At 56.1% G+C, this 19,795-nt stretch carries 19 protein-coding genes; 8 read left to right on the top strand and 11 right to left on the bottom strand.

Features of this window, described 5'->3' with window-relative positions; genetic code table 11:
- Positions 1-68 precede the first annotated feature (68 nt).
- From K0H80_RS11545 to K0H80_RS11530, 4 genes are all read left to right on the top strand, one after another.
- Positions 69-575 carry a (2Fe-2S)-binding protein gene (locus K0H80_RS11545; RefSeq protein WP_144202869.1) on the top strand — a complete coding sequence of 169 codons (507 nt, stop codon included), beginning with the start codon at positions 69-71 and terminating at the stop codon, positions 573-575.
- On the top strand, positions 572-2,815 hold the full coding sequence (locus K0H80_RS11540) for a xanthine dehydrogenase family protein molybdopterin-binding subunit (RefSeq protein WP_220071666.1): 2,244 nt from the start codon (positions 572-574) through the stop codon (positions 2,813-2,815). The genes K0H80_RS11545 and K0H80_RS11540 overlap by 4 nt, the downstream gene beginning before the upstream one ends.
- 234 nt (positions 2,816-3,049) lie before the next feature.
- Positions 3,050-3,544, top strand: coding sequence for a DUF1097 domain-containing protein (locus K0H80_RS11535; protein WP_144202875.1), 495 nt, complete (start codon positions 3,050-3,052; stop codon positions 3,542-3,544).
- A gap of 71 nt (positions 3,545-3,615) precedes the next feature.
- Positions 3,616-5,064 carry a methyl-accepting chemotaxis protein gene (locus tag K0H80_RS11530; protein WP_220071665.1) on the top strand — a complete coding sequence of 483 codons (1,449 nt, stop codon included), beginning with the start codon at positions 3,616-3,618 and terminating at the stop codon, positions 5,062-5,064.
- A gap of 239 nt (positions 5,065-5,303) precedes the next feature.
- Here the strand turns inward: K0H80_RS11530 and xthA are convergent, their stop codons facing one another.
- From xthA to K0H80_RS11515, 3 genes are read right to left on the bottom strand one after another with little or no spacing between them, the layout of a single operon-like run.
- A complete protein-coding gene (gene xthA, locus K0H80_RS11525; protein ID WP_220071664.1) occupies positions 5,304-6,113 on the bottom strand; it encodes an exodeoxyribonuclease III in 810 nt (269 codons plus the stop codon).
- A 23-nt stretch (positions 6,114-6,136) separates the two neighbouring features.
- The gene (locus K0H80_RS11520) at positions 6,137-6,436 is read right to left on the bottom strand and encodes a YciI family protein (protein WP_011866059.1); all 300 of its coding nucleotides are present in this window, start codon (positions 6,434-6,436) and stop codon (positions 6,137-6,139) included.
- Complete coding sequence (locus tag K0H80_RS11515) at positions 6,436-6,981, bottom strand: septation protein A (protein ID WP_011866058.1); 546 nt, start codon at positions 6,979-6,981, stop codon at positions 6,436-6,438. Before K0H80_RS11515 ends, K0H80_RS11520 begins: the two co-directional genes overlap by 1 nt.
- A gap of 386 nt (positions 6,982-7,367) precedes the next feature.
- On the opposite strand from K0H80_RS11515, the gene K0H80_RS11510 reads away from it, so the two are divergent.
- Complete coding sequence (locus K0H80_RS11510; RefSeq protein ID WP_220071663.1) at positions 7,368-8,552, top strand: cyclic di-GMP phosphodiesterase; 1,185 nt, start codon at positions 7,368-7,370, stop codon at positions 8,550-8,552.
- A 121-nt stretch (positions 8,553-8,673) separates the two neighbouring features.
- Here K0H80_RS11510 and K0H80_RS11505 read toward each other — a convergent pair whose 3' ends face one another.
- The 8 genes from K0H80_RS11505 to K0H80_RS11470 all read right to left on the bottom strand — a co-directional run bounded on the left by K0H80_RS11505 (position 8,674) and on the right by K0H80_RS11470 (position 16,914).
- Positions 8,674-9,204, bottom strand: a complete 531-nt coding sequence (locus K0H80_RS11505) for a CIA30 family protein (RefSeq protein ID WP_220071662.1) — start codon at positions 9,202-9,204, stop codon at positions 8,674-8,676.
- A 93-nt stretch (positions 9,205-9,297) separates the two neighbouring features.
- Positions 9,298-9,903 carry an HAD family hydrolase gene (locus tag K0H80_RS11500; RefSeq protein ID WP_220071661.1) on the bottom strand — a complete coding sequence of 202 codons (606 nt, stop codon included), beginning with the start codon at positions 9,901-9,903 and terminating at the stop codon, positions 9,298-9,300.
- A 293-nt stretch (positions 9,904-10,196) separates the two neighbouring features.
- Positions 10,197-11,000: a tryptophan synthase subunit alpha gene (trpA, locus tag K0H80_RS11495; RefSeq protein ID WP_220071660.1), complete on the bottom strand. Its 804-nt coding sequence runs from the start codon at positions 10,998-11,000 to the stop codon at positions 10,197-10,199.
- Positions 10,993-12,201, bottom strand: coding sequence for a tryptophan synthase subunit beta (gene trpB / locus K0H80_RS11490; protein WP_041407223.1), 1,209 nt, complete (start codon positions 12,199-12,201; stop codon positions 10,993-10,995). The genes trpA and trpB overlap by 8 nt, the downstream gene beginning before the upstream one ends.
- Before the next feature lie 51 nt (positions 12,202-12,252).
- Positions 12,253-13,704, bottom strand: coding sequence for a bifunctional indole-3-glycerol-phosphate synthase TrpC/phosphoribosylanthranilate isomerase TrpF (trpCF, locus tag K0H80_RS11485; RefSeq protein WP_220071659.1), 1,452 nt, complete (start codon positions 13,702-13,704; stop codon positions 12,253-12,255).
- Positions 13,704-14,759, bottom strand: a complete 1,056-nt coding sequence (gene trpD, locus K0H80_RS11480; RefSeq protein ID WP_220073970.1) for an anthranilate phosphoribosyltransferase — start codon at positions 14,757-14,759, stop codon at positions 13,704-13,706. The genes trpCF and trpD overlap by 1 nt, the downstream gene beginning before the upstream one ends.
- A complete protein-coding gene (locus K0H80_RS11475) occupies positions 14,756-15,364 on the bottom strand; it encodes an aminodeoxychorismate/anthranilate synthase component II (protein ID WP_220071658.1) in 609 nt (202 codons plus the stop codon). Before K0H80_RS11475 ends, trpD begins: the two co-directional genes overlap by 4 nt.
- Positions 15,361-16,914: an anthranilate synthase component 1 gene (locus K0H80_RS11470; protein WP_220071657.1), complete on the bottom strand. Its 1,554-nt coding sequence runs from the start codon at positions 16,912-16,914 to the stop codon at positions 15,361-15,363. The genes K0H80_RS11475 and K0H80_RS11470 overlap by 4 nt, the downstream gene beginning before the upstream one ends.
- Positions 16,915-17,361: 447 nt before the next feature.
- Here K0H80_RS11470 and rnm point away from each other — a divergent pair, with 447 nt between their 5' ends.
- The 3 genes from rnm to K0H80_RS11455 all read left to right on the top strand — a co-directional run bounded on the left by rnm (position 17,362) and on the right by K0H80_RS11455 (position 19,791).
- Positions 17,362-18,222, top strand: coding sequence for an RNase RNM (gene rnm, locus K0H80_RS11465; RefSeq protein ID WP_220071656.1), 861 nt, complete (start codon positions 17,362-17,364; stop codon positions 18,220-18,222).
- Positions 18,219-18,839, top strand: a complete 621-nt coding sequence (locus K0H80_RS11460) for an L-threonylcarbamoyladenylate synthase (RefSeq protein ID WP_011866047.1) — start codon at positions 18,219-18,221, stop codon at positions 18,837-18,839. Before rnm ends, K0H80_RS11460 begins: the two co-directional genes overlap by 4 nt.
- 163 nt (positions 18,840-19,002) lie before the next feature.
- Positions 19,003-19,791, top strand: a complete 789-nt coding sequence (locus K0H80_RS11455) for a segregation and condensation protein A (RefSeq protein ID WP_220071655.1) — start codon at positions 19,003-19,005, stop codon at positions 19,789-19,791.
- Positions 19,792-19,795: the final 4 nt, after the last annotated feature.

The raw sequence follows: 19,795 nt of genomic DNA, 5'->3' as shown, positions 1-19,795 counted from the left end.
CGAATTAAAACTATTCAAATTAAAGCAAGGCCGTTAACCATAGCCTATTGGTCAACAAGGAGAAACTGATGTCCCAATCCAAACTAGGACTCAAGATAAACGGAAAAGATTATACCTTAGATGCCGATCCCAATATGCCAGTGCTCTGGGCCATCAGGGATCTCCTGGGGCTGACGGGTACCAAATATGGCTGCGGCGCCGGTCTCTGTGGCGCCTGCACCATACATGTCGATGGCGAGCCCGCCAGGGCCTGTCTGACCAGCCTAAAGCAGGTGCAGGGCAAGCAGGTGACCACCATAGAGGGGCTGGCGGCCGATGGCCTCAAGCAGGCCTGGCGCGACAATAATGTGCCCCAGTGTGGCTACTGTCAGGCGGGGCAATTGATGTCGGCGGCGGCGCTGCTGAGTCAATATCCTCAGCCAAACGATGCCCAAATAGAGGAGGCCATGGTGGGTAACCTGTGTCGCTGCGGCACCTATACCCGCATCAAGGCGGCGATCAAACAGGCGAGCGGCACAGCGGCTCAGCTTGATCTGAGCGAAAGGGATGTGAGCGAAAGGGAGGTCGAGGCATGAGTCAGTTCAGCGCGGTACAAAATTTCAGTCGCCGGGATGTGTTAAAGCTGTTTGGCGCGGCCGGTGGCGGTCTGGCCCTGGGAGCCAGTGGCCTTGCCTGGAGCCCGATGGCGCTGGCCCAAAACGGCGAGGCGCGCCTCAATCTGTTCATCGCCATCGGCGAGGATGACAGGGTCTATCTCACCTGTCACCGCTCCGAGATGGGGCAGGGGATTCGCACCGGTATCCCTCAGGTGCTGGCGGACGAGCTAGGCGCCGACTGGGACAAGGTCGTGGTGGTGCAGGGGCTGGCGGACAAACGCTACGGCAGTCAGAACACTGATGGCTCCCGCAGCATACGCAAGGGGTTCGACAAGATGCGTGAGATGGGCGCCATGGCCCGTACCATGCTGGAGCAGGCCGCGGCCGAACGTCTCAAGGTGCCGGTAGCCGAGCTGAGCACGGCCGATAACAAGGTCACTCACTCGGGCTCCGGTCGCAGCCTCAGCTTCGGTGAGCTGGCCATGGCAGCCGCTAAGCTGCCACTGCCCGAGGTGACCGGCCTTAAACTCAAGTCAGCCAAGGCCTTTACCCATATCGGCAAGGGCCACACCATAGTGGATATGGAGGCGATTTTAGACGGCAGCGCCGAGTATGGTTACGACATCCAGCTGGAAAACATGCTCTATGCCAGCATAGTGCGCCCGCCGGTGCTCGGCAGTAAGGTGGACAAGCTCGATGATAAGGCGGCCCGCGCCGTCGCCGGAGTGGTGGATGTTATTACTTTGCCGGGACATCAAGGCGCACCAAGTTTTCAGCCGCTGGGCGGCGTCGCCGTGCTGGCCACTAACTCCTGGAGTGTGGCCCAGGGGCGTAAGGCGCTTAAAATTAGCTGGAGCGACTCACCAAACCATGGGCACGATTCCAGCGCTTATCTGGCGCAGCTGAAGCGCGCGGTGCAGAAGAGCGGCAAGCCCGTCAGGCAACTTGGCGAGCAGAGCCAGAGCTGGCCGGCGGACAAGACCATAGAGGCGGTCTACAGCGTGCCCTATCTGGCCCACGCCATGATGGAGCCGCCGGCGGCGGCCGCCAGCGTGACCGATAAGGGCGCCGAGATCTGGGCATCGACCCAGACGCCTCAGAGTGCCCAAGGCACAGTTGCCGCAGCCTTGGGGCTGCAGGCCGAGCAGGTGACAGTGCATGTGACTCTGTTGGGCGGCGGCTTTGGTCGCAAGTCTAAGCCAGATTTCTGTGTCGAGGCGGCGCTGCTGTCCCAAAAAATTGGGCGGCCGGTCAAGGTGTGCTGGAGCCGGGAAGATGAGCTGCAAAATGGTTACCTGCATGCCATCAGCGCCCAATATTTCAAGGCCAGAGTCGGCGACAAGGCGGTCGAGGCCATATTGCAGCGCACCGGCTTCCCCAGCATCAGCTCCACCTTCGCCGAAGGTGTGGATGAACCCAGCGCCTCCGAGCTGGATCTGGGCTTCGTGGATGTGCCCCTGGCCATCGACAGCCTGCGCTGTGAGTCGGTAAAGGCCAGCGCCCATACCCGTATCGGCTGGATGCGCTCTGTGTGCAACATTCAGCATGGCTTCGGCATAGGGGTATTTGTCGATGAACTGGCAAGCAAACGCGGCCTGGATACCTTTACCATGTGGCGCGAGCTGCTGGGTAAGGACAGGCTGGAGACCTTTAGCGATCAGCAGTTCAACTATGGCAACTATGGCGAGACGTTAGAGCGTCACCCTGTGGACACCGCCCGTTATAAGGGGGTGATCTCAGCGGTGGAGCAGAAGGTGAAGCAGATGGCTAAGCCTGAAGCAGGCCAGGGGTGGGGCTTTGCGGTGCACCGCAGCTTTACCGCCTATGTGGCGGCCGCGAGCCTGGTGGAGGTGACTCAGGATAAGCAGCTTAAGGTGCTTAAGACGGTTATCGCCATCGATGCCGGCACCCTGGTCAACCCTGACCGGGTGGCCTCTCAGCTAGAAGGCGCCGTGATGTTTGGCCTGAGCATCGCCCTGATGGGGCGCATTAGCTTTAAGGATGGACGGGTAGAGCAGTCTAACTTTCATGACTATCCGCTGCTGCGACTGAGTCAATGCCCCGAGATAGAGACCATCTTGGTGCCATCTATGGCGCCGCCCGCCGGGGTGGGCGAACCGGGCGTACCACCCATCGCGCCCAGTATCGTCAACGCCATCTATGCGGCCAGCGGCACGCGCATTCGCGATCTGCCCCTGAGCGATCATTTCAAGATCTAGCCGCTATCCATAGATAGGCTGTAGACCATTAAAGCCAGTCGTTATATCGACTGGCTTTTTTCTCGCCGTTCTTATGCACTTGTGACACGATTTTTGGTTCTTTTACTACAAATGCTGCCGGTTTTTCAATTCAATAACATTTAATCCGGTTTATTTGGCCTAGATCCTGTTTTTGTCATTCAATTTGGAGTAATTTAACCAAAAATAATATTCCACTGTAATGAGGGGTCATACATGGAAAATCGTATGCAGGTCGCATTATCTGCAGGGCTACTTGCTGCCGTTTGGGCAGGGGTCGCCGATGCATTTCACTTAGTCACTTGGGTTGGCTTTCTCGCGTGTAGCACTTTCTTCGCTCAGCCAAAGGCGGGCTTTCAAGGGGTGTTAATGACTTGGTTCACTAATCTCTCCGGCGTGTTCTGGGCCTGGGTGGTGATCTCCGGTGGTAGCTATTTCGATACGCCGCTGGTGGGTTATCTGCTGACAGGTATCGTTACCAGCCTGATGTGTCTGCAAGCCAGCTATCAACGACTCGCCTTTATTCCCGGCGCCTTCATCGGCTGCTGCATCACCTTCGCCCTGGGTGGCGATATGGCAAGCATACTGCCGCCACTCGTGATAGGTGCGCTGTTGGGTTATGCCATGACACTCCTAACGGGACAGATGGTGGCTTTTACCGCCAAGACTATACCTGCCATAAAGTTACGTCTAATCAAGGCTCAACAATAAAAATTGTGCTTAACTTGATTCTGTAGGTCGAAAGAAATTGTCAATTTAGCCTGATAAACAAGTGGGTTTCCATGAAAGCTATCCAGTTTAGAAAGATAGATGCCTTGCTGATCAAACTCAGTCTTAACGGTAAATTTTGGGTGGTCTGCTCTATGGTGACGGCCATTACCCTGACCATCGCCTTGCTGAACTTAAATGCCGCCAACAATCAATTGCACGCCGGCTCGGCGGCCCGGGTACAGGCGAGCGTCGATGCCTATGCCAAGGTGGCGAGCCAGATGGGCTTAAGTGGTGACTCGCTGGCGCGTTTTGCCCAGGACAACAGCCTGAGGCTGGCATCTCGAGATGAGCAGTCGCGCCGCGGTGATAGCGTGACCGCTAGCGCGCCGGTCGCCGGTCAATATCTGCAGCTGAGCCAGGACGTTGCCGCCTGGGAAGCCGAAGGCAAGAGCGATGCCTGGTGGATGCTGTGGGTCGCCCTTATCGCCCTCTATCCGCTGTATCAGCTAAGTTACTGGATCTCTACCTCCCTGGGCGGCGGCCTGTGGGACATGTATATCGCTATCAAGCGCTTAGCCGATGGCGATCTCTCCTTCAGACTCAATTTCTTCGGTAAGGATGACTTTAGCCTTATCGCCAGGGAGATCGACCGAAACGCCGACAACATGAGCGAGATGGTTAAGGCCATAGGCAACAACGCCAGGACGCTCGCTAATGCCTCCGATGAGTTTAATCTGCAGGCGAAGCAGAACGATGAGCTGGCGCAGTTCCAGCATCAGTTTCTCGATACCGTCGCCGTGGCGATGGATCAGATGACCGCCGCCATCGAAGAGGTGTCCCATAACGCGGCAAACACCTCAGATCATACCAAGCATAATGCGACGGCCGCGGCCGACAGCAAGCAGCGTATCGCCGAGGCGGTGCGCCGTATCGGCCAGTTGACTGGCCAGATAGATGCGGCCTCCAGCGCGGTGGATCAGCTGTCGGGCAACGCCACAGAAATTGGCGCCGTGGTGACCACCATCAACGGTATTTCCGAGCAGACCAACCTGCTGGCGCTGAATGCGGCCATCGAGGCGGCGCGTGCCGGTGAGCAGGGCCGTGGCTTTGCCGTGGTGGCCGACGAGGTTCGTACCCTGGCGGGACGCACCCAGCAGGCGACGGTGGAGATACAGTCGATGATCGAGGGGCTGCAGTCGGGCTCGGGTCAGCTGGCGGATATTACCCATGAGATCGTCGAGCAGGCCGAACTTGGCCGCGCGGCCATAGAGTCAGTGGGCAGCGATGTGGATACCATGGCCGATTCTATCGATCAGGTGTTCGACATGAGCTCGCAGATCGCGGCCTCGGCAGAAGAGCAGAGTGTATCGGCGCGGGATATCGCCTCCCAGCTCAATGAGATCCGTGACCAGTCCCAGACCATCAAGGAGACCGCCGAGCGTTCGGTGGTCTTGGCTAGCGAGCTGCAGCAGTCTTCCACTGAGCTGGATGGGATTTTGTCGCAATATCGCTTGCAGTAGCTAGATGAATCAATAGTCTATAAAAGTGACTCAATAAAAAAGGCGCCCTCGGCGCCTTTTTCGATCCATCAACTAATGATACCAATCGTAGTAAATAATTGATCATGCTAGCTGGTTAGAACCTCCGCTAACGGCGTTACTATTTTTGATTGTAGAATAATTACTTATCGAAAAATACTGCCTTGTTCTCGACCGTTTTTCCTGTGCTATTTCTGATCACTTATTTACCGTGATTGGTATTAGTCTTTGAAGCAGCTCCAGATGGGTGCATGATCGGAAGGCTTGTCGATACCGCGCAGATCATAGTCTACGTCAGATTCGGTCAGGCGCTCAGCCAGTGACGGCGTTGCCAGGATCACGTCGATGCGCAGGCCGCGGTTATCATCGAACCCCTTGCTGCGATAGTCGAACCAGGAGTAGCGCTCAGAGCGTGTCGGATGCAGCTGACGGAAGGTGTCGATTAATCCCCAATCCAGCAGCGTCTGTAGCCACTCACGCTCTTCGGGCTGGAAGCTACATTTACCCGTCTTCAACCAACGCTTGGCGTTGACTTCACCTATGCCGATATCCAAATCGATTGGCGAGATGTTGATGTCGCCTATGATGGCGATATCTTCATCTGGACTATGGTGCTGCTGCAGATAGAGCATCAGGTCCTGGTAAAACTTGCGCTTGGCCGGATACTTGGTTTCATGGCTGATGTTCTCGCCCTGGGGGAAGTAACCGTTGAGCACCGTCAGTTGACGGCCGTTGGCCTGGGTAAAGGTGCCCATGATCATCCGGCGCTGGGCTTCGTCATCATCTGTGGGGAAACCTTTCTGCACCTTGACCGGTGGCAGTTTGGAGAGCATGGCCACGCCATAGTGGGCCTTGCCACCATGGTAGTGCACCTGATAGCCCATGGCCTCGACCTCGGCCAGGGGGAAGGCCTCGTCGTGGACCTTGGTCTCCTGCAGGCCGATGATATCCGGGCTATGGCTGTCGATCAGCGCCTGTAGCTGGTGCAGTCTGGCCCTGAGACCATTGATGTTAAATGAAACAATTTTCAAGTGCTTGCTTCCTGCGATTTTGGTTAAGGGAGTACGCGCTTAAAGGGTTTTACGATGACGCTTTGGTAGACGCCGGCGGCCACGTATGGGTCTTGATCTGCCCAGGCCTGCGCCGCTTCCAGTGAGTCGAACTCGGCAACCACCAGAGAGCCTGTAAAGCCGGCTTCACCTGGGTTGTCGCTGTCGATGGCTGGGTGTGGGCCTGCGATCATCAGGCGCCCCTCGTCAGAGAGCTCCTGCAGGCGTGCCAGGTGGTCAGGACGGGCTTGAAGGCGTTTTTCTAAGCTGTTTTCAACATCTTGAGATGAGATCATGTACCACATTATTTGAGTTCCTTTTTATGTTCTTCAGGCATGTGTTTGTAGAGGTATACCACAGTGATCACTGTGTTGATCAGTGTCAGGGCCGTGAGGCCAAACACCTTGAAATTGACCCAGGTTTCCTGAGACAGGTTAAAGGCGACATAGATGTTAACCAGGCCACAGGCGAGGAAGAAGGTGACCCAATACCAGGTGACCCGCGACCATATCTTGTCGGCGACGATAAGCTCCTTACCTAGCATCCCTTTGAGGATTGGCTTCTTCAGATATTGGCTCAGGGCCAGCGCCAGGGCGAACAGGGCATAGACTACAGTGACCTTCCATTTGATAAAGGCATCGTCGTGAAAGACCAAGGTGAGGGTGCCGAAGAAGCTCACCATGGCGAAGGTGATCAGGTGCATCTTCTCTATCTTCTTATAGAGCAGATAGGTGACTACCAACTGCAGTGCGGTGGCCACGATCAGGGCGCCGCTGGCGATATAGATGTCGAAAAATTTATAGACGGCGAAAAAGATCACCAGAGGTAAAAAGTCGAGCAGTTGTTTCATGTAGGCTAGTTCACCAAACAAGGGATATAGATGGCTGGCAGTGTAACATGCCTCTTGAGTGGGGCAAACGTTGGGGCGCGGTGAAAGCGGCGCAATTGGGATGAAATTCCCTTAATCTGGGATAGCGCACATCTGGTGTTTGATAATTAAGTGACCATGCTGTTGCTCTTTTGCGCAGTCAGGCTAGCCTTAGTGGATATTTGTTGTTTGTATGTTAATGATTATTGGTGAGATTTTTGATTTGTCTCAAATCTTGATGCTATTGAGGCGCAGTTTTTTGTTTAAGCTTGTGTTACATTTTTGCAGATGATGCCAAGTAGGTTTTTGAAAACCTTGGCGTCTCAGAGCAAGCAGCGAATTTCCTCCTGGGGGCAGGCGTACAGCATATGAAAGTGGAACTGGATGTTTCTGAACTGGCCGTTGGCATGTATGTGGTTGAGATCACTCAGCCCAAGAACAAGTTTCAACTGGCGGAGCAGGGATGGATCACTAAACAGCAGGTGATTGATGGCTTTAAGCGTAAAGGCATTGAGAAGCTGTTGGTCGACAGCAGCAAACAGCGTGTAACACCAGCTGAGCCTGCCAAGGTTAAACAAGCCGCCCGGCTAACGAAACCTCCTGGACTGTTTAAACAGCGACTTAGCCAGGCCAAGCAGCTGTTTAACGAGTCTAAGGCGATACAGAGACGCCTGTTTGACGATGCCCAAGCTGGCGTGCCCCTGACGCTGGAGCCGGTGAGACGGGTCACGGAGCAGTCAATCGAGGCGATATTCGATAATCCCGATGCGCTGGCCTGCGTGATCAACATACGCCATAAAGATCAATATCTGCTGGAACACTCGGTGGCCGTCTCTGTGCTGATGACGATTTTTGCCTGCTATCTCAAGATAGATAAAGAAATAGTGAGTGAGCTGGCGATCGGCGCCTTCCTACACGATGTGGGTAAGATCATGATCCCCCCAAGCATTCTCGATAAGCCGGGTCGGTTGACGACCGAGGAGTTTGAGGTGATGAAGACCCATGCCAATCACTCCATCCGCATCATAGAGAATACACCCAACATCAGCCCGCTGAGCCTTGAGGTCGCCAGGCTGCATCATGAGAAGCTCAACGGCAAGGGTTATCCCTTTGGCGTCAGCGCCGAGGCGATCTCCCGTTTTGGCCGGATGATCGCCATCTGTGACATCTTCGATGCCTTGACCGCCAATCGCTGTTATAAGGCGGGTTATCCTCAGGTGAAGGCCTTTAGCATACTGCGCGCCCTGGGGGAGAATAACGAGCTGGATGCCGAGTTGGTGGATCACTTCATCAAGTGCATGGGGGTCTATCCCGTGGGTTCTCTGGTGCAGCTGGAATCTAACCGTCTGGCGATCGTCGAGAGTCATAATCATCAAGACCCTATCCGCCCCAAGGTGAAGCCCTTCTATAGCCTGAATCCCAATCATTTCGAGATCTCCGCCAATATCGATCTGGCGGCGATGCGTGACGACATCATAGTCAAGAATGTGCGCGCCGATGATTTCGACCTCGACATGGATGAGATCATCGAGTTTCTCTCCCACGAGGGCTAGCGCTTTTTTGGACGAGCCCTAGCTTATTAACGCCTTAGCTTTTTAGCCCTTAGCTCATTTAACCCTTAGCTCATTTAACCCCTAGCTCTTTAACGACCGGAGTTAATTGGGCTTTCCTGGATCATTGCGAGGCCGGTGTGTATTGAATTGCCAGCTCGGCGAGTTGCAGCTCAAAATCTCCCGCTTGGCCATTACCAATCAAGAGACCAACGGCGACCAGTTGCGTCAGGTCTGGGTAGGGCCGCGTTGGATAGTCCGCGCCGCGAAAGGTCTCGATAAACTCCCCTGGGGTAAATGTCCACTGCTCGAGTCTGCCCGCCTGGGTATCGAAGTTTGCCTTGTAGCTGACCAGCTCGCCCTGCTTAAGCACTTTGAGTCTGAGCTGGTAGTGCTTGCCATCACCTAAGGTGGTGAGGCGAATGCCGCCTGGACGAGCCTGTTGCAAAATCTGCTGCTCCTCCTGGCTTAATGTGCGCGACACCGAGGCGAAGCCGCCGTTGTTCTCGAGGGAGACATTGCCGCTAAAGCGCAGTCGATATTGCTGATTGGCGTTGAGGAACTCACTCAGCTCGCTCTGGGAGCGGCCTCCCATTACCCCATCGTTGACGATTTGCCAGTGACCTGGATGAGTCAGTAAGGCTAATGTTTCCATCTTAGTATCGACTCCTTGGATAGTGAGAAGGTAAGGGCCTAGCAAGGTCAAGCCAAGTAGCATCTTCATGTGCGCTGCTTATTGTTTGCAAGCTCAGGCGCACAGAGAGATGGACGGCAAGGCCCTGTGCAGCGCCATGAGATCCCTGAAGATGTAGCTGGCGTCATGCTGCTCGCCATAGGCTCTCTGCTCGCTGACTAGCACAGATGGCATGCCCGCTCGTTTGGCCGCCTGGATATCATAGTGATGGTCGCCCACATAGGCTATCTGCGACGGCGGCAGCTGCCACAACTTTGCTAGCGCCAGCAGACAGCTGGGATCTGGCTTGGCCGGGCCATCGTCGCGGCTGAGAATGAGATCGATTGGCAGGGCGCAGCGCTCTATCTTTAATTCGGCCGCCTGGCGGCTGTTGCGGGTGACGATTGCCGTTGGGATCTGTTGCAGCAACAAAAAATCCAGCAGGGCTAAGGCGCCACTCATCGCCTTGGCGCTCATAGCGTCCAGGTGCTCGGCCTGGGTGATGATGCTATGGGCCTTCTTGGCGCGCTCTGTTGGCAGTTGCTGCACGAAGGCGAGAATATCCTGGTCTAACGGGCAGCCGACCGCCCGCTTGAGGGCCTTAAAGTCGAGGGAGCTGCTCACTAAGGTGCCGTCGAGGTCGAAGATCACTCCCTTAAACAAGTTATTAAAGCTCTGCATGAAGAGTCCTTATCTAGATTCAAGGCGAAGGTTGTTGTTAAGAAGGTTGCTGTTAAGAAGGCTGTTGTTAAGAAAGTCGCTAGCTTAATAGCTATCAGTATAGCCAGTAGCTGCCTGTCACTCCTGTTAGGGCTGACATTAGCGAGCGTTTCAAGCGCCAACTCCCTTTTGGTTTGTCTGAGGTGATACGGCGCCGGGCGACTAATGGATCAGTAATGGGGAGTAGCGGATAAAAAAATCCCCGCTGGTGCGGGGATTTTAGATTGGATGAGAAGGGGGTTAGACGTTTAGGCTTAGGTCGCCGCCTTCATCTCGCGGGTAAACTGACCCAGGGCGCCGAGCAGGGCCTGCTCGTCGTCTTGATGGGCCTCGATGATCTTCACCACGGCAGAACCCGAGATGGCGCCCGCCGCGCCCGAGTCGATGGCGGCCTTGACTTGAGCTGGCTCTGCGATGCCAAAGCCCAGTAGGGGCGGCGGCGCGTCGAAGGCTTTGAGCTGGGCCAGGATATCATCCAGCGGCATGCCGGCCTTAGACTCTGTGCCCGTGACGCCGGCGCGTGATAGCAGGTAGGTGTAGCCCTGGCCCTGCTCGGCCACCTGGCGCAGCGTCTCGGCATCGCCATTGGGCGGCGCGATAAAGATTGGCGCTACCTCGTGGGCCTTGGCGGCGGCGATAAAGGGCGCGGCTTCTTCCACCGGCACGTCGGCGATAAGCACAGAATCCACGCCGGCGGCCTTGGCTTTGGCGTAGAAGGCTTCGACGCCGTTGGCATACACCAGGTTGGCGTATAGCAGCAGGCCGATGGGCAGCTCAGGGTACTTGGCGCGCACCGCAGTGATGATCTCGAAACAGCCACCCGGGGTGGTGCCCGCGGCTAAGGCGCGCAGGTTTGCCCCCTGGATCACCGGGCCATCGGCGAGAGGATCTGAGAAGGGAAAGCCCAGCTCCAAGGCGTCGGCGCCATTCTCTACCAGGGTCTCGATGATCTTCAGCGACATTTCTTTATTGGGATCGCCTATGGTGACGAAAGGCACGAAGGCGCCGCGCCCGCTTGCGTTAAGTGCGGCAAATGCTGCCTGATAACGGTTACTCATTGCCGCTCTCCTCGTTGTTTGCTTGTTGTTTCTCTAAGATGTCGGCGACGGTGAAGATATCCTTGTCGCCGCGGCCAGAGAGGTTGACCACCAATAGGGTCTCCTCGGTGGCGGCCTCGGCCAGCTTGATGGCGTAGGCTAGGGCATGGGCCGATTCCAGTGCCGGGATGATCCCCTCGCTGCGGGCCAGCAGCTGGAAGGCTGCTAAGGCCTCATCATCCGTGGCCGACTCATAGGTGGCGCGACCGGTCGCCGCCAGATGGGCGTGCTGCGGGCCCACCGATGGGAAGTCTAAGCCTGCCGAGATGGAGTAAGACTCCTCAATTTGGCCCTCTTTATCTTGCATCAGCGGCGCCTTCATGCCGAAGAAGATCCCCGTCTTGCCGTGCTTGAGCGGCGCGCCGTGTTTAGGCGTGTCTATGCCGAGTCCTGCGGGCTCGACACCGATAAGCTTTACCGAAGGCTCGTCGATAAAGTCGGCAAACATGCCGATGGCGTTTGAACCGCCGCCGACACAGGCGATCACCGCATCGGGCAGACGTCCTTCACGTTCGAGTATTTGCGCCTTGGTCTCTTCGCCAATCATGCGCTGGAATTCGCGCACTATGGTGGGGAAGGGATGGGGACCGGCTGCGGTACCCAGCAGGTAGTGAGCCTTGTCGTAGCTGGCTGACCAATCGCGCATCGCCTCGTTACAGGCATCTTTCAAGGTGGCAGAGCCTGAGGTGACGGGAATCACCTCCGCGCCCATCAAACGCATGCGGAACACGTTGGGCGATTGACGCTCGACATCTTTGGCGCCCATGTAGACCTTACACTTGAGCCCTAATAGCGCGCAGGCCAGGGCAGTGGCCACGCCGTGCTGTCCGGCGCCGGTTTCTGCGATGATCTCTTTCTTGCCCATACGCTTGGCCAGCAGGGCCTGCCCCAATACCTGGTTGGTCTTATGGGCGCCGCCATGGAGCAGATCTTCACGCTTGAGGTAGATCTTCACCAGAGGATTGGGGCTGAGGTTACGGGTCAGCGTCAAGGCGGTCGGTCTGCCGGCGTAGTTTTTCAACAGATCGGTAAATTCGGCTTGAAAGCTCGGATCGTTTTGCGCATCGACGAAGGCGGCTTCGAGCTGCTTGAGGGCGGGCATCAAAATCTGCGGTACAAACATACCGCCATATTCGCCGAAATAAGGGTCCAGCTTAGTCATCATAAAGCTCTCTCTGTATGGAGCGGCGCCGTTAAGGTGCGCCGCAAAACGTTAATATTCTCTAAGGGCGGTAAAGGCTTGCTTGATAAGCTCCTCATCCTTGACGCCGGGAGCCGACTCGAGGCCCGAGTTAAAGTCCAGGCCGAAGAAGCCCTGCCTGGCGGCGTCGAAGGCGTTGCCTGCGTTAAGCCCTCCGGCCAACATGGCATCAGCCTTGTTCGGCAGTTGCTGTTGCCAGTTAAAGGCATGGCCCGTGCCGCCAAACTGCACGCCGTTTGCCGCCTTTGTCTTGCTGTCGTAGAGCAGGCGATCGGCATTGGCTGGCGTGGAGGGGGCCTGGCAATCGTCGCTATCGACGCTGACGGCTACCGCCTTCCAGATCTGGGTCTGGCAATCAAGTTCATTTAGCTTAAGTCTGAGCTGATCGATATCATATTCGCTCTCGCTGCCGTGAAGCTGCACCGCAAACAGGTTTAAACGTTTGGCCAGCTCGGCGATGATGGAGACCTCTTCGTTGACGAAGACGCCGACAAAATTCAGCCCCTTACCACTGCTTCGCTGCTGCTCGACTATGTCTAGCGCCTGCTCTTGGGTCACGTAGCGAGGCGATTTCTTGGCAAAGATTAGTCCGCCATAGAGGGCGCCGGCGTCAGCGATGGCACGCACATCTTCGCTGCGGGTCAGGCCGCATACCTTGTTGTGGCCAAGGGTCAGGGCGCGGCAGGCGAGATCCAGATCGGCCTCGGCCATCAGCGAGCTGCCCACCAGGAAGCCATCCACTAGGGGGCTCAGGCGTCTCACCTGCTGCTGAGTGTAGATGCCTGATTCGCTTACTACCACGCGGTCGGCCGGGATATGCGGTGCAAGCGCCTCCGTGGTCGCCAGATCTGTGGTGAGATCTCTCAGGTTGCGGTTGTTGATCCCTATGATGGCGGCGTCTAGGGCGATGGCGCGCTTGAGCTCTTCTTCATTGCTGACCTCGGTCAGCACATCCAGCCGGTACTGGGCCGCCAGGCTTGCCAGCTGGCGGTAATGCTCATCATCCAGTACCGACAGCATCAGTAGTATGGCATCTGCGCCCTGGTGGGCCGCCAGTTTCACCTGATAGGGATCGACGAAGAAATCTTTACATAAGATGGGTTGGCTCACCCGGGCACGTACCTTGGGTAGGTAATCCATGTCGCCCTGAAAAAACTGCTCGTCGGTCAGCACCGAGATGGCCGCAGCATAATGCTTGTAGACATCGGCGATGGCCTCGACATCGAACGCTTGTCTGATCAGGCCCTTAGAGGGGCTGGCCTTCTTGCACTCGAAGATGAAGCCGGCATTGGGCGCCTTGAGGGCCTGATACAGGCTGCGATCCGACACCTTGGGCGTTAGCGAGGCCTCGGGGAAGCGCTGTTTCAGGGCGGCGATGTGGGCTGGCTTAGTGTCGACGATACGGGTCAGCACATTGCTGCTTGTGTTCGACGTACCTGTTTGACTGTTTATACTCGCTTGCATCAGTTTGTTCCTAGGTTGTCACTTTGGCTCGCGCGAGCAAGCTGCTCGAGTAGGGTGTATGCCTTGCCGCTGGCGAGGGTCTGTAGAGCCAGCGCCGTGCCTTGCTGTGGGCTGTCACAGCAGCCGGACACATAGAGGGCGCAGCCCGCATTGGCAGCTACCGCCTCAGTGTGCGCCAACTCGCCATGGCCTTGCAATATGGCGCGGGTGATTTCGGCGTTTTCTGCAGGGCCTGCACCGGCGAGATCGCATATCTCGGCGCGGCTGAGCCCCAGGGCCTCGGGTGAGAGGTAATATTCGACAATTTCGCCCTGTTTCAACTCACAGACTAAGGTTTCGCCGTGTACCGCCACCTCATCAAGGCCGCTGCCGTGAACCACCATGGCGCGTTTGACGTCCAGCGCCTTGAGCACGTCGCAGATAGGACGCACCAGCATAGGATCATAGACCCCCAGCAGCATGTAGTCGGGCCTAGCCGGATTGATCAATGGACCTAATACGTTAAACAGGGTGCGGGTCTTCAGTGCCTGACGCACAGGTACCGCGTGGCGCACGCCGCCGTGATAGTGGGGCGCGAACAGGAAACAGAGCCCAAGATTGTTGAGACAGTCCCTAGCTGTTTCGGGCGCCATGGTGAGATCGATACCAAACTGCGCCAGTAGATCCGACGAGCCAGACTTGCTCGACACGCTGCGATTGCCGTGTTTGGCCACCTTAGCGCCCGCCGCCGCGGCCACGAAGGCAGAGGTAGTCGAGATGTTGATGGTGTTGTGACCGTCTCCGCCTGTACCCACGATATCCACTATGCCCTGGGTGCGTGTCGCCTCACTGGGGGCGGGAAACGCCTTGGCGGCTTGCAGCAGGGCGTCGGCGGCGCCTGAGATCTCATCTATTGTCTCGCCGCGCATCTTCATCGCGACCAACATGCCGGCCATGGCCACGGGATCCATCTTGCCCTCGACTATCTCGCTAAACAGCGCCTTGGTCTCCTCGCGGCTGATGGTTTGCCCCTGATAAAGCCTGTCGAAAATCGGCTGTAGTTCACTCATTACTATACTCCTTGGCCGCTGCTTAATTGGGCATCTTGGGTCAGATAGGTCAATGTCTGGGTCAGTAACTGGCTGCCGAGCGTGGTCAAGATAGACTCGGGATGGAACTGAAAGCCAACCGCCTTGACGCTCTTGTGGGAGATGGCCATAGGCATCTCCTCTGTGGTGGCGATCACCTCGAGGCAGTCGGGCACCTGTGTCGCTACCAGGCTGTGGTATCGGGCTACCGGCAGCGGCGAGGGCAGGCCGGAGAAGATCCCCTGGCCGTTGTGTATCGTAGGGCTGGCCTTGCCATGAACCACCTGTTTGGCGCGCTCCACCTTGCCGCCGAAGTGTTCGATCATCGCCTGGTGGCCTAAACAGATCCCCAGCATGGGCACCTTGCCCGCCAGGAGGCCGATGAGCGCCATCAGGCAGCCCGCCTCATGGGGCGCTCCCGGGCCGGGGGATAATACCAGCGCCGCCTTGCCTTGCTCTTGCAGTAGCTTGTCGGCGATAAACTGGGCATCTAAGTCGTTGCGGTAGATCACCACCTCGAAGCCCAGGCTGCGGAACTGATCCACCAGGTTGTAGGTAAAAGAGTCGAAATTATCCAGTAGGTAGAGCTTCATTGTCCGCCTCCCATCTTGATGGCTGATATGACCGCCTGGGCCTTCTGGCGGGTCTCGTCGGCTTCGGTCAGGGGATCTGAGTCATACACCACACCTGCGCCGGCTTGAATATGGGCCGTACCCGCTTTAACGAAGGCGGAGCGGATCACTATGCAGGTGTCCATGTCGCCAAGGCCGTTGAGATAGCCCACGGCGCCGCCATAGCTGCCGCGACGTGTCTTTTCGGCGCCGCGAATAAGCTGGGCCGCGCTCACCTTGGGCGCACCGGTAAGTGTGCCCATGTTCATGCAGGCCTGGTAGGCGTGCAGGGCATCGAGATCGCTTCTAAGCTGGCCGGTGACCCGGCTGACCAGGTGCATCACGTGGGAGTAGCGATCCACTTTCAGCAACTCGGCCACCTTGCGGGTGCCGCTCTGGCTGATGCGGGCCACATCGTTTCGGGCCAAGTCCACCAACATCAGGTGTTCGGACAGCTCTTTCTTATCCAGGCGCAGTTCCAGCTCGATGCGGCTGTCGAGATCGAAATCGATCTCGCCGCTCGCAGTCTTGCCGCGCTTGCGGGTGCCGGCGATGGGGTAGATCTCCACCTGGTTGGTGCTGGCCTCATACTTGAGGGCGCTCTCGGGCGAGGCGCCAAACAGGGTAAAGTCATCGCCTCTGAAGTAGAACATGTAGGGGCTGGGATTGGTTAGTCTCAGGGCGCGGTAGGCGCCCAGGGCATTCGGGCAAGGCAGGCTGAAGCTGCGCGATGGCACCACCTGAAAGATATCGCCGGCGACGATATGAGACTTAAGATCTGTCACTATGTTCTTAAACTCATCATCTGACACATTAACCTGGGTCTCTGCATCCACAGGGCAGAGCGGGGCGATATCGGGAAGCCTGCTACAGGCCTGGTGCAGCTGGGTGACTCGCTCGGCCAATGCCGCCTTAACTTCTGCCTGTTGGGTAAAGTTATGGCTGATGATATCGGCGCTGCGCGCTTGGTGATCGACCAGGATCAGGGTTTCGGCCAGGTAGAAGAGGTAATCAGGGCAGCTATTGGCGCTCTGGCTCACCTTGGGAAGCGGCTCTACCGTGTCGATAAGATCGAACGCCAGTACGCCGCCGAGGAACAAACTTTCAAACTGGGCATCATCGCCCATGTCGATATGCTTTATCAGGCTGCGTAGGCCATCGAGCGGTGAGGTAGATTTTAATCTGGCATCTTCATCCAGGAGCGAGGTGTCTTTTTGTAGGACTAAGGTCAATGTGTTGTCGATGACCTGACTTTCATCTTCGCCGAAGAAGCGGGCGATGGGGACCAGCAGCGCCTGACCATTGTCGCTCAGCGCGGTGAAACAGAGTTGGTAACCTTCACACCGTATGGCCAGGGCGGCGTGGGTCATGATGATGCTTTTAAGGTGGTCCTTACTGTCGATCTCAGCCGACTCCAGCAACATGGTATGTGCCGCATCCTGCGTCAGGTGCTGATACAGCTGGAGCGGATCATCATGATAGGTGATCCGCTCCTTTATGGTGTTGACGCTGGCCAGAAACTCTTGCCCCATATTTGCGCTCCTACTTGCCGATAGTAGACTAACTTGTTTATGCGTTTGGGTTAGTCGTTTATAAATCTATTAATAAAATTAGGTGATTAAATGCAAAAAGCCCGCATCGAGTGCGGGCTTTTTGTTTAAATCTTGTCTCTTTTACATGAGCACAGAAATTCACACCACCCGCTATGTTGGGAAGTGCCACCACCAGTTGATGTTGTTGAATAGCTGCGTTGTCATTTCAGTGTCTATCTCATGTAAAGGTAAAATCTTGTTGATGGCTATATAAAAACATCCCCCCCGCAGCCTTGTCAATTGAATATTTTTCTATTTGGCTGTTATTTAGCACTTTAAGATCACAATCTGCAGCGATTGCCGAGGAGATTTAACGAATCTCATGCAATTTCGTCCATTTTCATCCAATTAGATGTTTCTAATAACAAAGTCGAGTAGAATAAAGGGATGACAGATGAAACGCGTTTAATCGATCTTCACAGCCACACCACGGCATCCGACGGCCAGTTAACCCCGTCAGAATTAGTGGCCCGCGCCCTAGACAATGGGGTGCAGATGCTGGCCATTACCGATCACGATACCTTAGCCGGTCTTAAGGAAGCCCACAGCTTCAACGACAGTCAAGCAGAGCCTCTAACTCTGATTAACGGCTGCGAGATCTCTACCCGCTGGAATAACTTCGATATTCATATCGTCGCCTTGAATATTGACCCTGAACATCAGGGGCTGGATACCTTCCTGACCCAGCAGAGGGCCTTGCGTGAGGCGCGGGCGATGGAGATAGGCGTGCGCCTGGAGAAGGCGGGCATCAGCGGCGCCTATGAAGGGGCTAAGGCGTTAGCCGAAGGTGCTGCGCTGAGTCGTGGCCATTATGCACGCTGGCTGGCGGACAACGGCTATGCTACCAATGCTGCCGCCGTGTTCAAGAAATACCTGGCCCGGGGCAAGACAGGCTATGTGCCAAACAATTGGTCTGACATGGATACAGCTATCGCCATCATTCATGAGGCGGGCGGCGTCGCCGTGCTGGCACACCCTAGCGGCTACAAGTTGTCGGCCAAATGGTTAAAGCGTCTGGTACGTGAATTTAAGGCCGCCGGTGGCGATGCCATGGAAGTGGTGCTGGGTCAGCAGACCCTGGACGATCGTAACAATTTAATTGCCTTGAGTCGGCTCAATGAACTGCATGCCTCGCTGGGAAGCGATTTTCATTTTCCCGGTAGCTGGCTCGAGTTAGGCAGAAATATGTTCCAACCCCAAGGTGTCGATTGGGTTTGGCAAATGGATAATTGGATGGGAAACCCATGAGTCAATTTTTTTATGTACACGAGGAAAATCCTCAGGTTCGTCTGATTAATCAGGCGGTCAATGTGATCAAGCAGGGCGGTGTGGTGGTCTATCCCACAGACTCGGGCTATGCCCTAGGTTGTCTGCTGGGTGAAAAAGATGCGATGACCCGCATAGTGCGTATTCGTCAGATAGAGAACGATCACAACTTCTCCTTGATGGTGCGTGATCAATCAGAGCTGGCGACCTATGCCAGGGTGGATAACCAGGCTTACCGCGTGCTCAAGCACAACACTCCTGGTCCTTTTACCTTCATCTTCAAGGCCACCAAAGAGGTGCCTAAGCGCCTACAGAACCCGAAGAAGAAGACTATCGGTATTCGCGTGCCAGACAATGTGATCGCCCTGGCGCTGCTTGAGGCGCTCGATGCGCCGCTGATGTCTACTAGTCTTATCCTGCCAGGTGAAGAGTTTACCGAGTCAGATCCCGAGCATATCCGTGACATCCTGGAGCATCAGGTAGACGTGATTATTCATGGCGGTTATCTGGGTGAGAAGCCGACGACGGTTATCGATCTCTCCGAGGGCGATATCGAGATCTTACGTGAAGGTGCAGGGGATGTTAGCCAGTTTGGCTAAAGCCCTGTCTATTGGTCAAATTTGCAGGTATAATCGCGCGTTTGGTGTCGATTAGCCTCGCCAGAAACCGGTGATTATTCGCCCTAAATGGCGGTAATTTATCGTTATTATCTAACCTTTAGCCTGTGGCAGGCAATTGCCTGTCTGCTGACTTGGAGAGCGGATGCAGGGGACTCAGCAAAGTTTACCTTTGGCCGTGGTCAGGGGCGAGCCCGTTAAGGAGCTGCCGGCGGATCTCTTTATTCCGCCCGAGGCGCTAGAGGTGTTTCTCGAGTCTTTCGAAGGCCCGTTGGATCTGCTGCTCTATCTGATCCGTAAGCAGAAACTGGATGTGGTCGAGATGGCCATTTCGCCGGTGACGGATCAATATCTTGAGTATATCGAGCTGTTGCAGGGGGCGAGGGTGGAGCTTGCCGCCGACTATCTGGTGATGGCCGCAACCCTGGCCGAGATCAAGTCGCGCCTCTTGCTGCCAAGACCCGAGCTTGCAGAGGAAGATGAGGCCGATCCCCGCGCCCAGCTGATCAGACAGCTTAAGGCCTACGAGGTGATTAAAGATGCGCAGCAAAGGCTAGATGCCTTGCCGCGACTCGAGCGAGATGTGTTTCAGGCTAAGGTGTTGCCCGCGCCTGATATCAAGCCGGTGTTAGTGCCGCCGTCTGTTTCTCTAGTGGAGTTGGCCGGTGCCTTCGCCGCCGTGTTAAAGCGGGTCGAGGCCACTGAGCATCACCATGTGCAGCGCGAGCATCTGTCGACACGGGAACGCATGACGCAAATATTGGCTATGCTAGAAGGCAAGTCCTATGTGCCTTTCGAGCAGCTGTTTGATGTTTCTGAGGGGCGAGCCGGCGTGGTTGTGAGCTTTCTTGCGCTGATGGAGCTGGTAAAAGAGCTTTTGGTCGACCTTATTCAGGCGCAGCCGCTGTCGACCATACATGTTAGGGCCTATTGATTGT

This window comes from Shewanella aegiceratis, from assembly GCF_019457495.1.
Lineage (GTDB): Bacteria > Pseudomonadota > Gammaproteobacteria > Enterobacterales > Shewanellaceae > Shewanella > Shewanella loihica.
Note: the sequence above shows the minus strand (reverse complement) of the source record. Positions and strands in the feature narration are given on the sequence as shown.

Coding starts and splice junctions, on each gene's coding strand:
- K0H80_RS11505 (WP_220071662.1), bottom strand. CDS start 9,204: ATGGAAACATTAGCCTTACTGACTCATCCAGGTCACTGGCAAATCGTC.
- rnm (WP_220071656.1), top strand. CDS start 17,362: ATGACAGATGAAACGCGTTTAATCGATCTTCACAGCCACACCACGGCA.
- K0H80_RS11540 (WP_220071666.1), top strand. CDS start 572: ATGAGTCAGTTCAGCGCGGTACAAAATTTCAGTCGCCGGGATGTGTTA.
- trpB (WP_041407223.1), bottom strand. CDS start 12,201: ATGACTAAGCTGGACCCTTATTTCGGCGAATATGGCGGTATGTTTGTA.
- K0H80_RS11475 (WP_220071658.1), bottom strand. CDS start 15,364: ATGAAGCTCTACCTACTGGATAATTTCGACTCTTTTACCTACAACCTG.
- trpCF (WP_220071659.1), bottom strand. CDS start 13,704: ATGCAAGCGAGTATAAACAGTCAAACAGGTACGTCGAACACAAGCAGC.
- K0H80_RS11455 (WP_220071655.1), top strand. CDS start 19,003: ATGCAGGGGACTCAGCAAAGTTTACCTTTGGCCGTGGTCAGGGGCGAG.
- trpA (WP_220071660.1), bottom strand. CDS start 11,000: ATGAGTAACCGTTATCAGGCAGCATTTGCCGCACTTAACGCAAGCGGG.
- K0H80_RS11500 (WP_220071661.1), bottom strand. CDS start 9,903: ATGCAGAGCTTTAATAACTTGTTTAAGGGAGTGATCTTCGACCTCGAC.
- K0H80_RS11460 (WP_011866047.1), top strand. CDS start 18,219: ATGAGTCAATTTTTTTATGTACACGAGGAAAATCCTCAGGTTCGTCTG.
- K0H80_RS11535 (WP_144202875.1), top strand. CDS start 3,050: ATGGAAAATCGTATGCAGGTCGCATTATCTGCAGGGCTACTTGCTGCC.
- K0H80_RS11520 (WP_011866059.1), bottom strand. CDS start 6,436: ATGTGGTACATGATCTCATCTCAAGATGTTGAAAACAGCTTAGAAAAA.
- K0H80_RS11515 (WP_011866058.1), bottom strand. CDS start 6,981: ATGAAACAACTGCTCGACTTTTTACCTCTGGTGATCTTTTTCGCCGTC.
- K0H80_RS11510 (WP_220071663.1), top strand. CDS start 7,368: ATGAAAGTGGAACTGGATGTTTCTGAACTGGCCGTTGGCATGTATGTG.
- K0H80_RS11545 (WP_144202869.1), top strand. CDS start 69: ATGTCCCAATCCAAACTAGGACTCAAGATAAACGGAAAAGATTATACC.
- K0H80_RS11530 (WP_220071665.1), top strand. CDS start 3,616: ATGAAAGCTATCCAGTTTAGAAAGATAGATGCCTTGCTGATCAAACTC.
- K0H80_RS11470 (WP_220071657.1), bottom strand. CDS start 16,914: ATGGGGCAAGAGTTTCTGGCCAGCGTCAACACCATAAAGGAGCGGATC.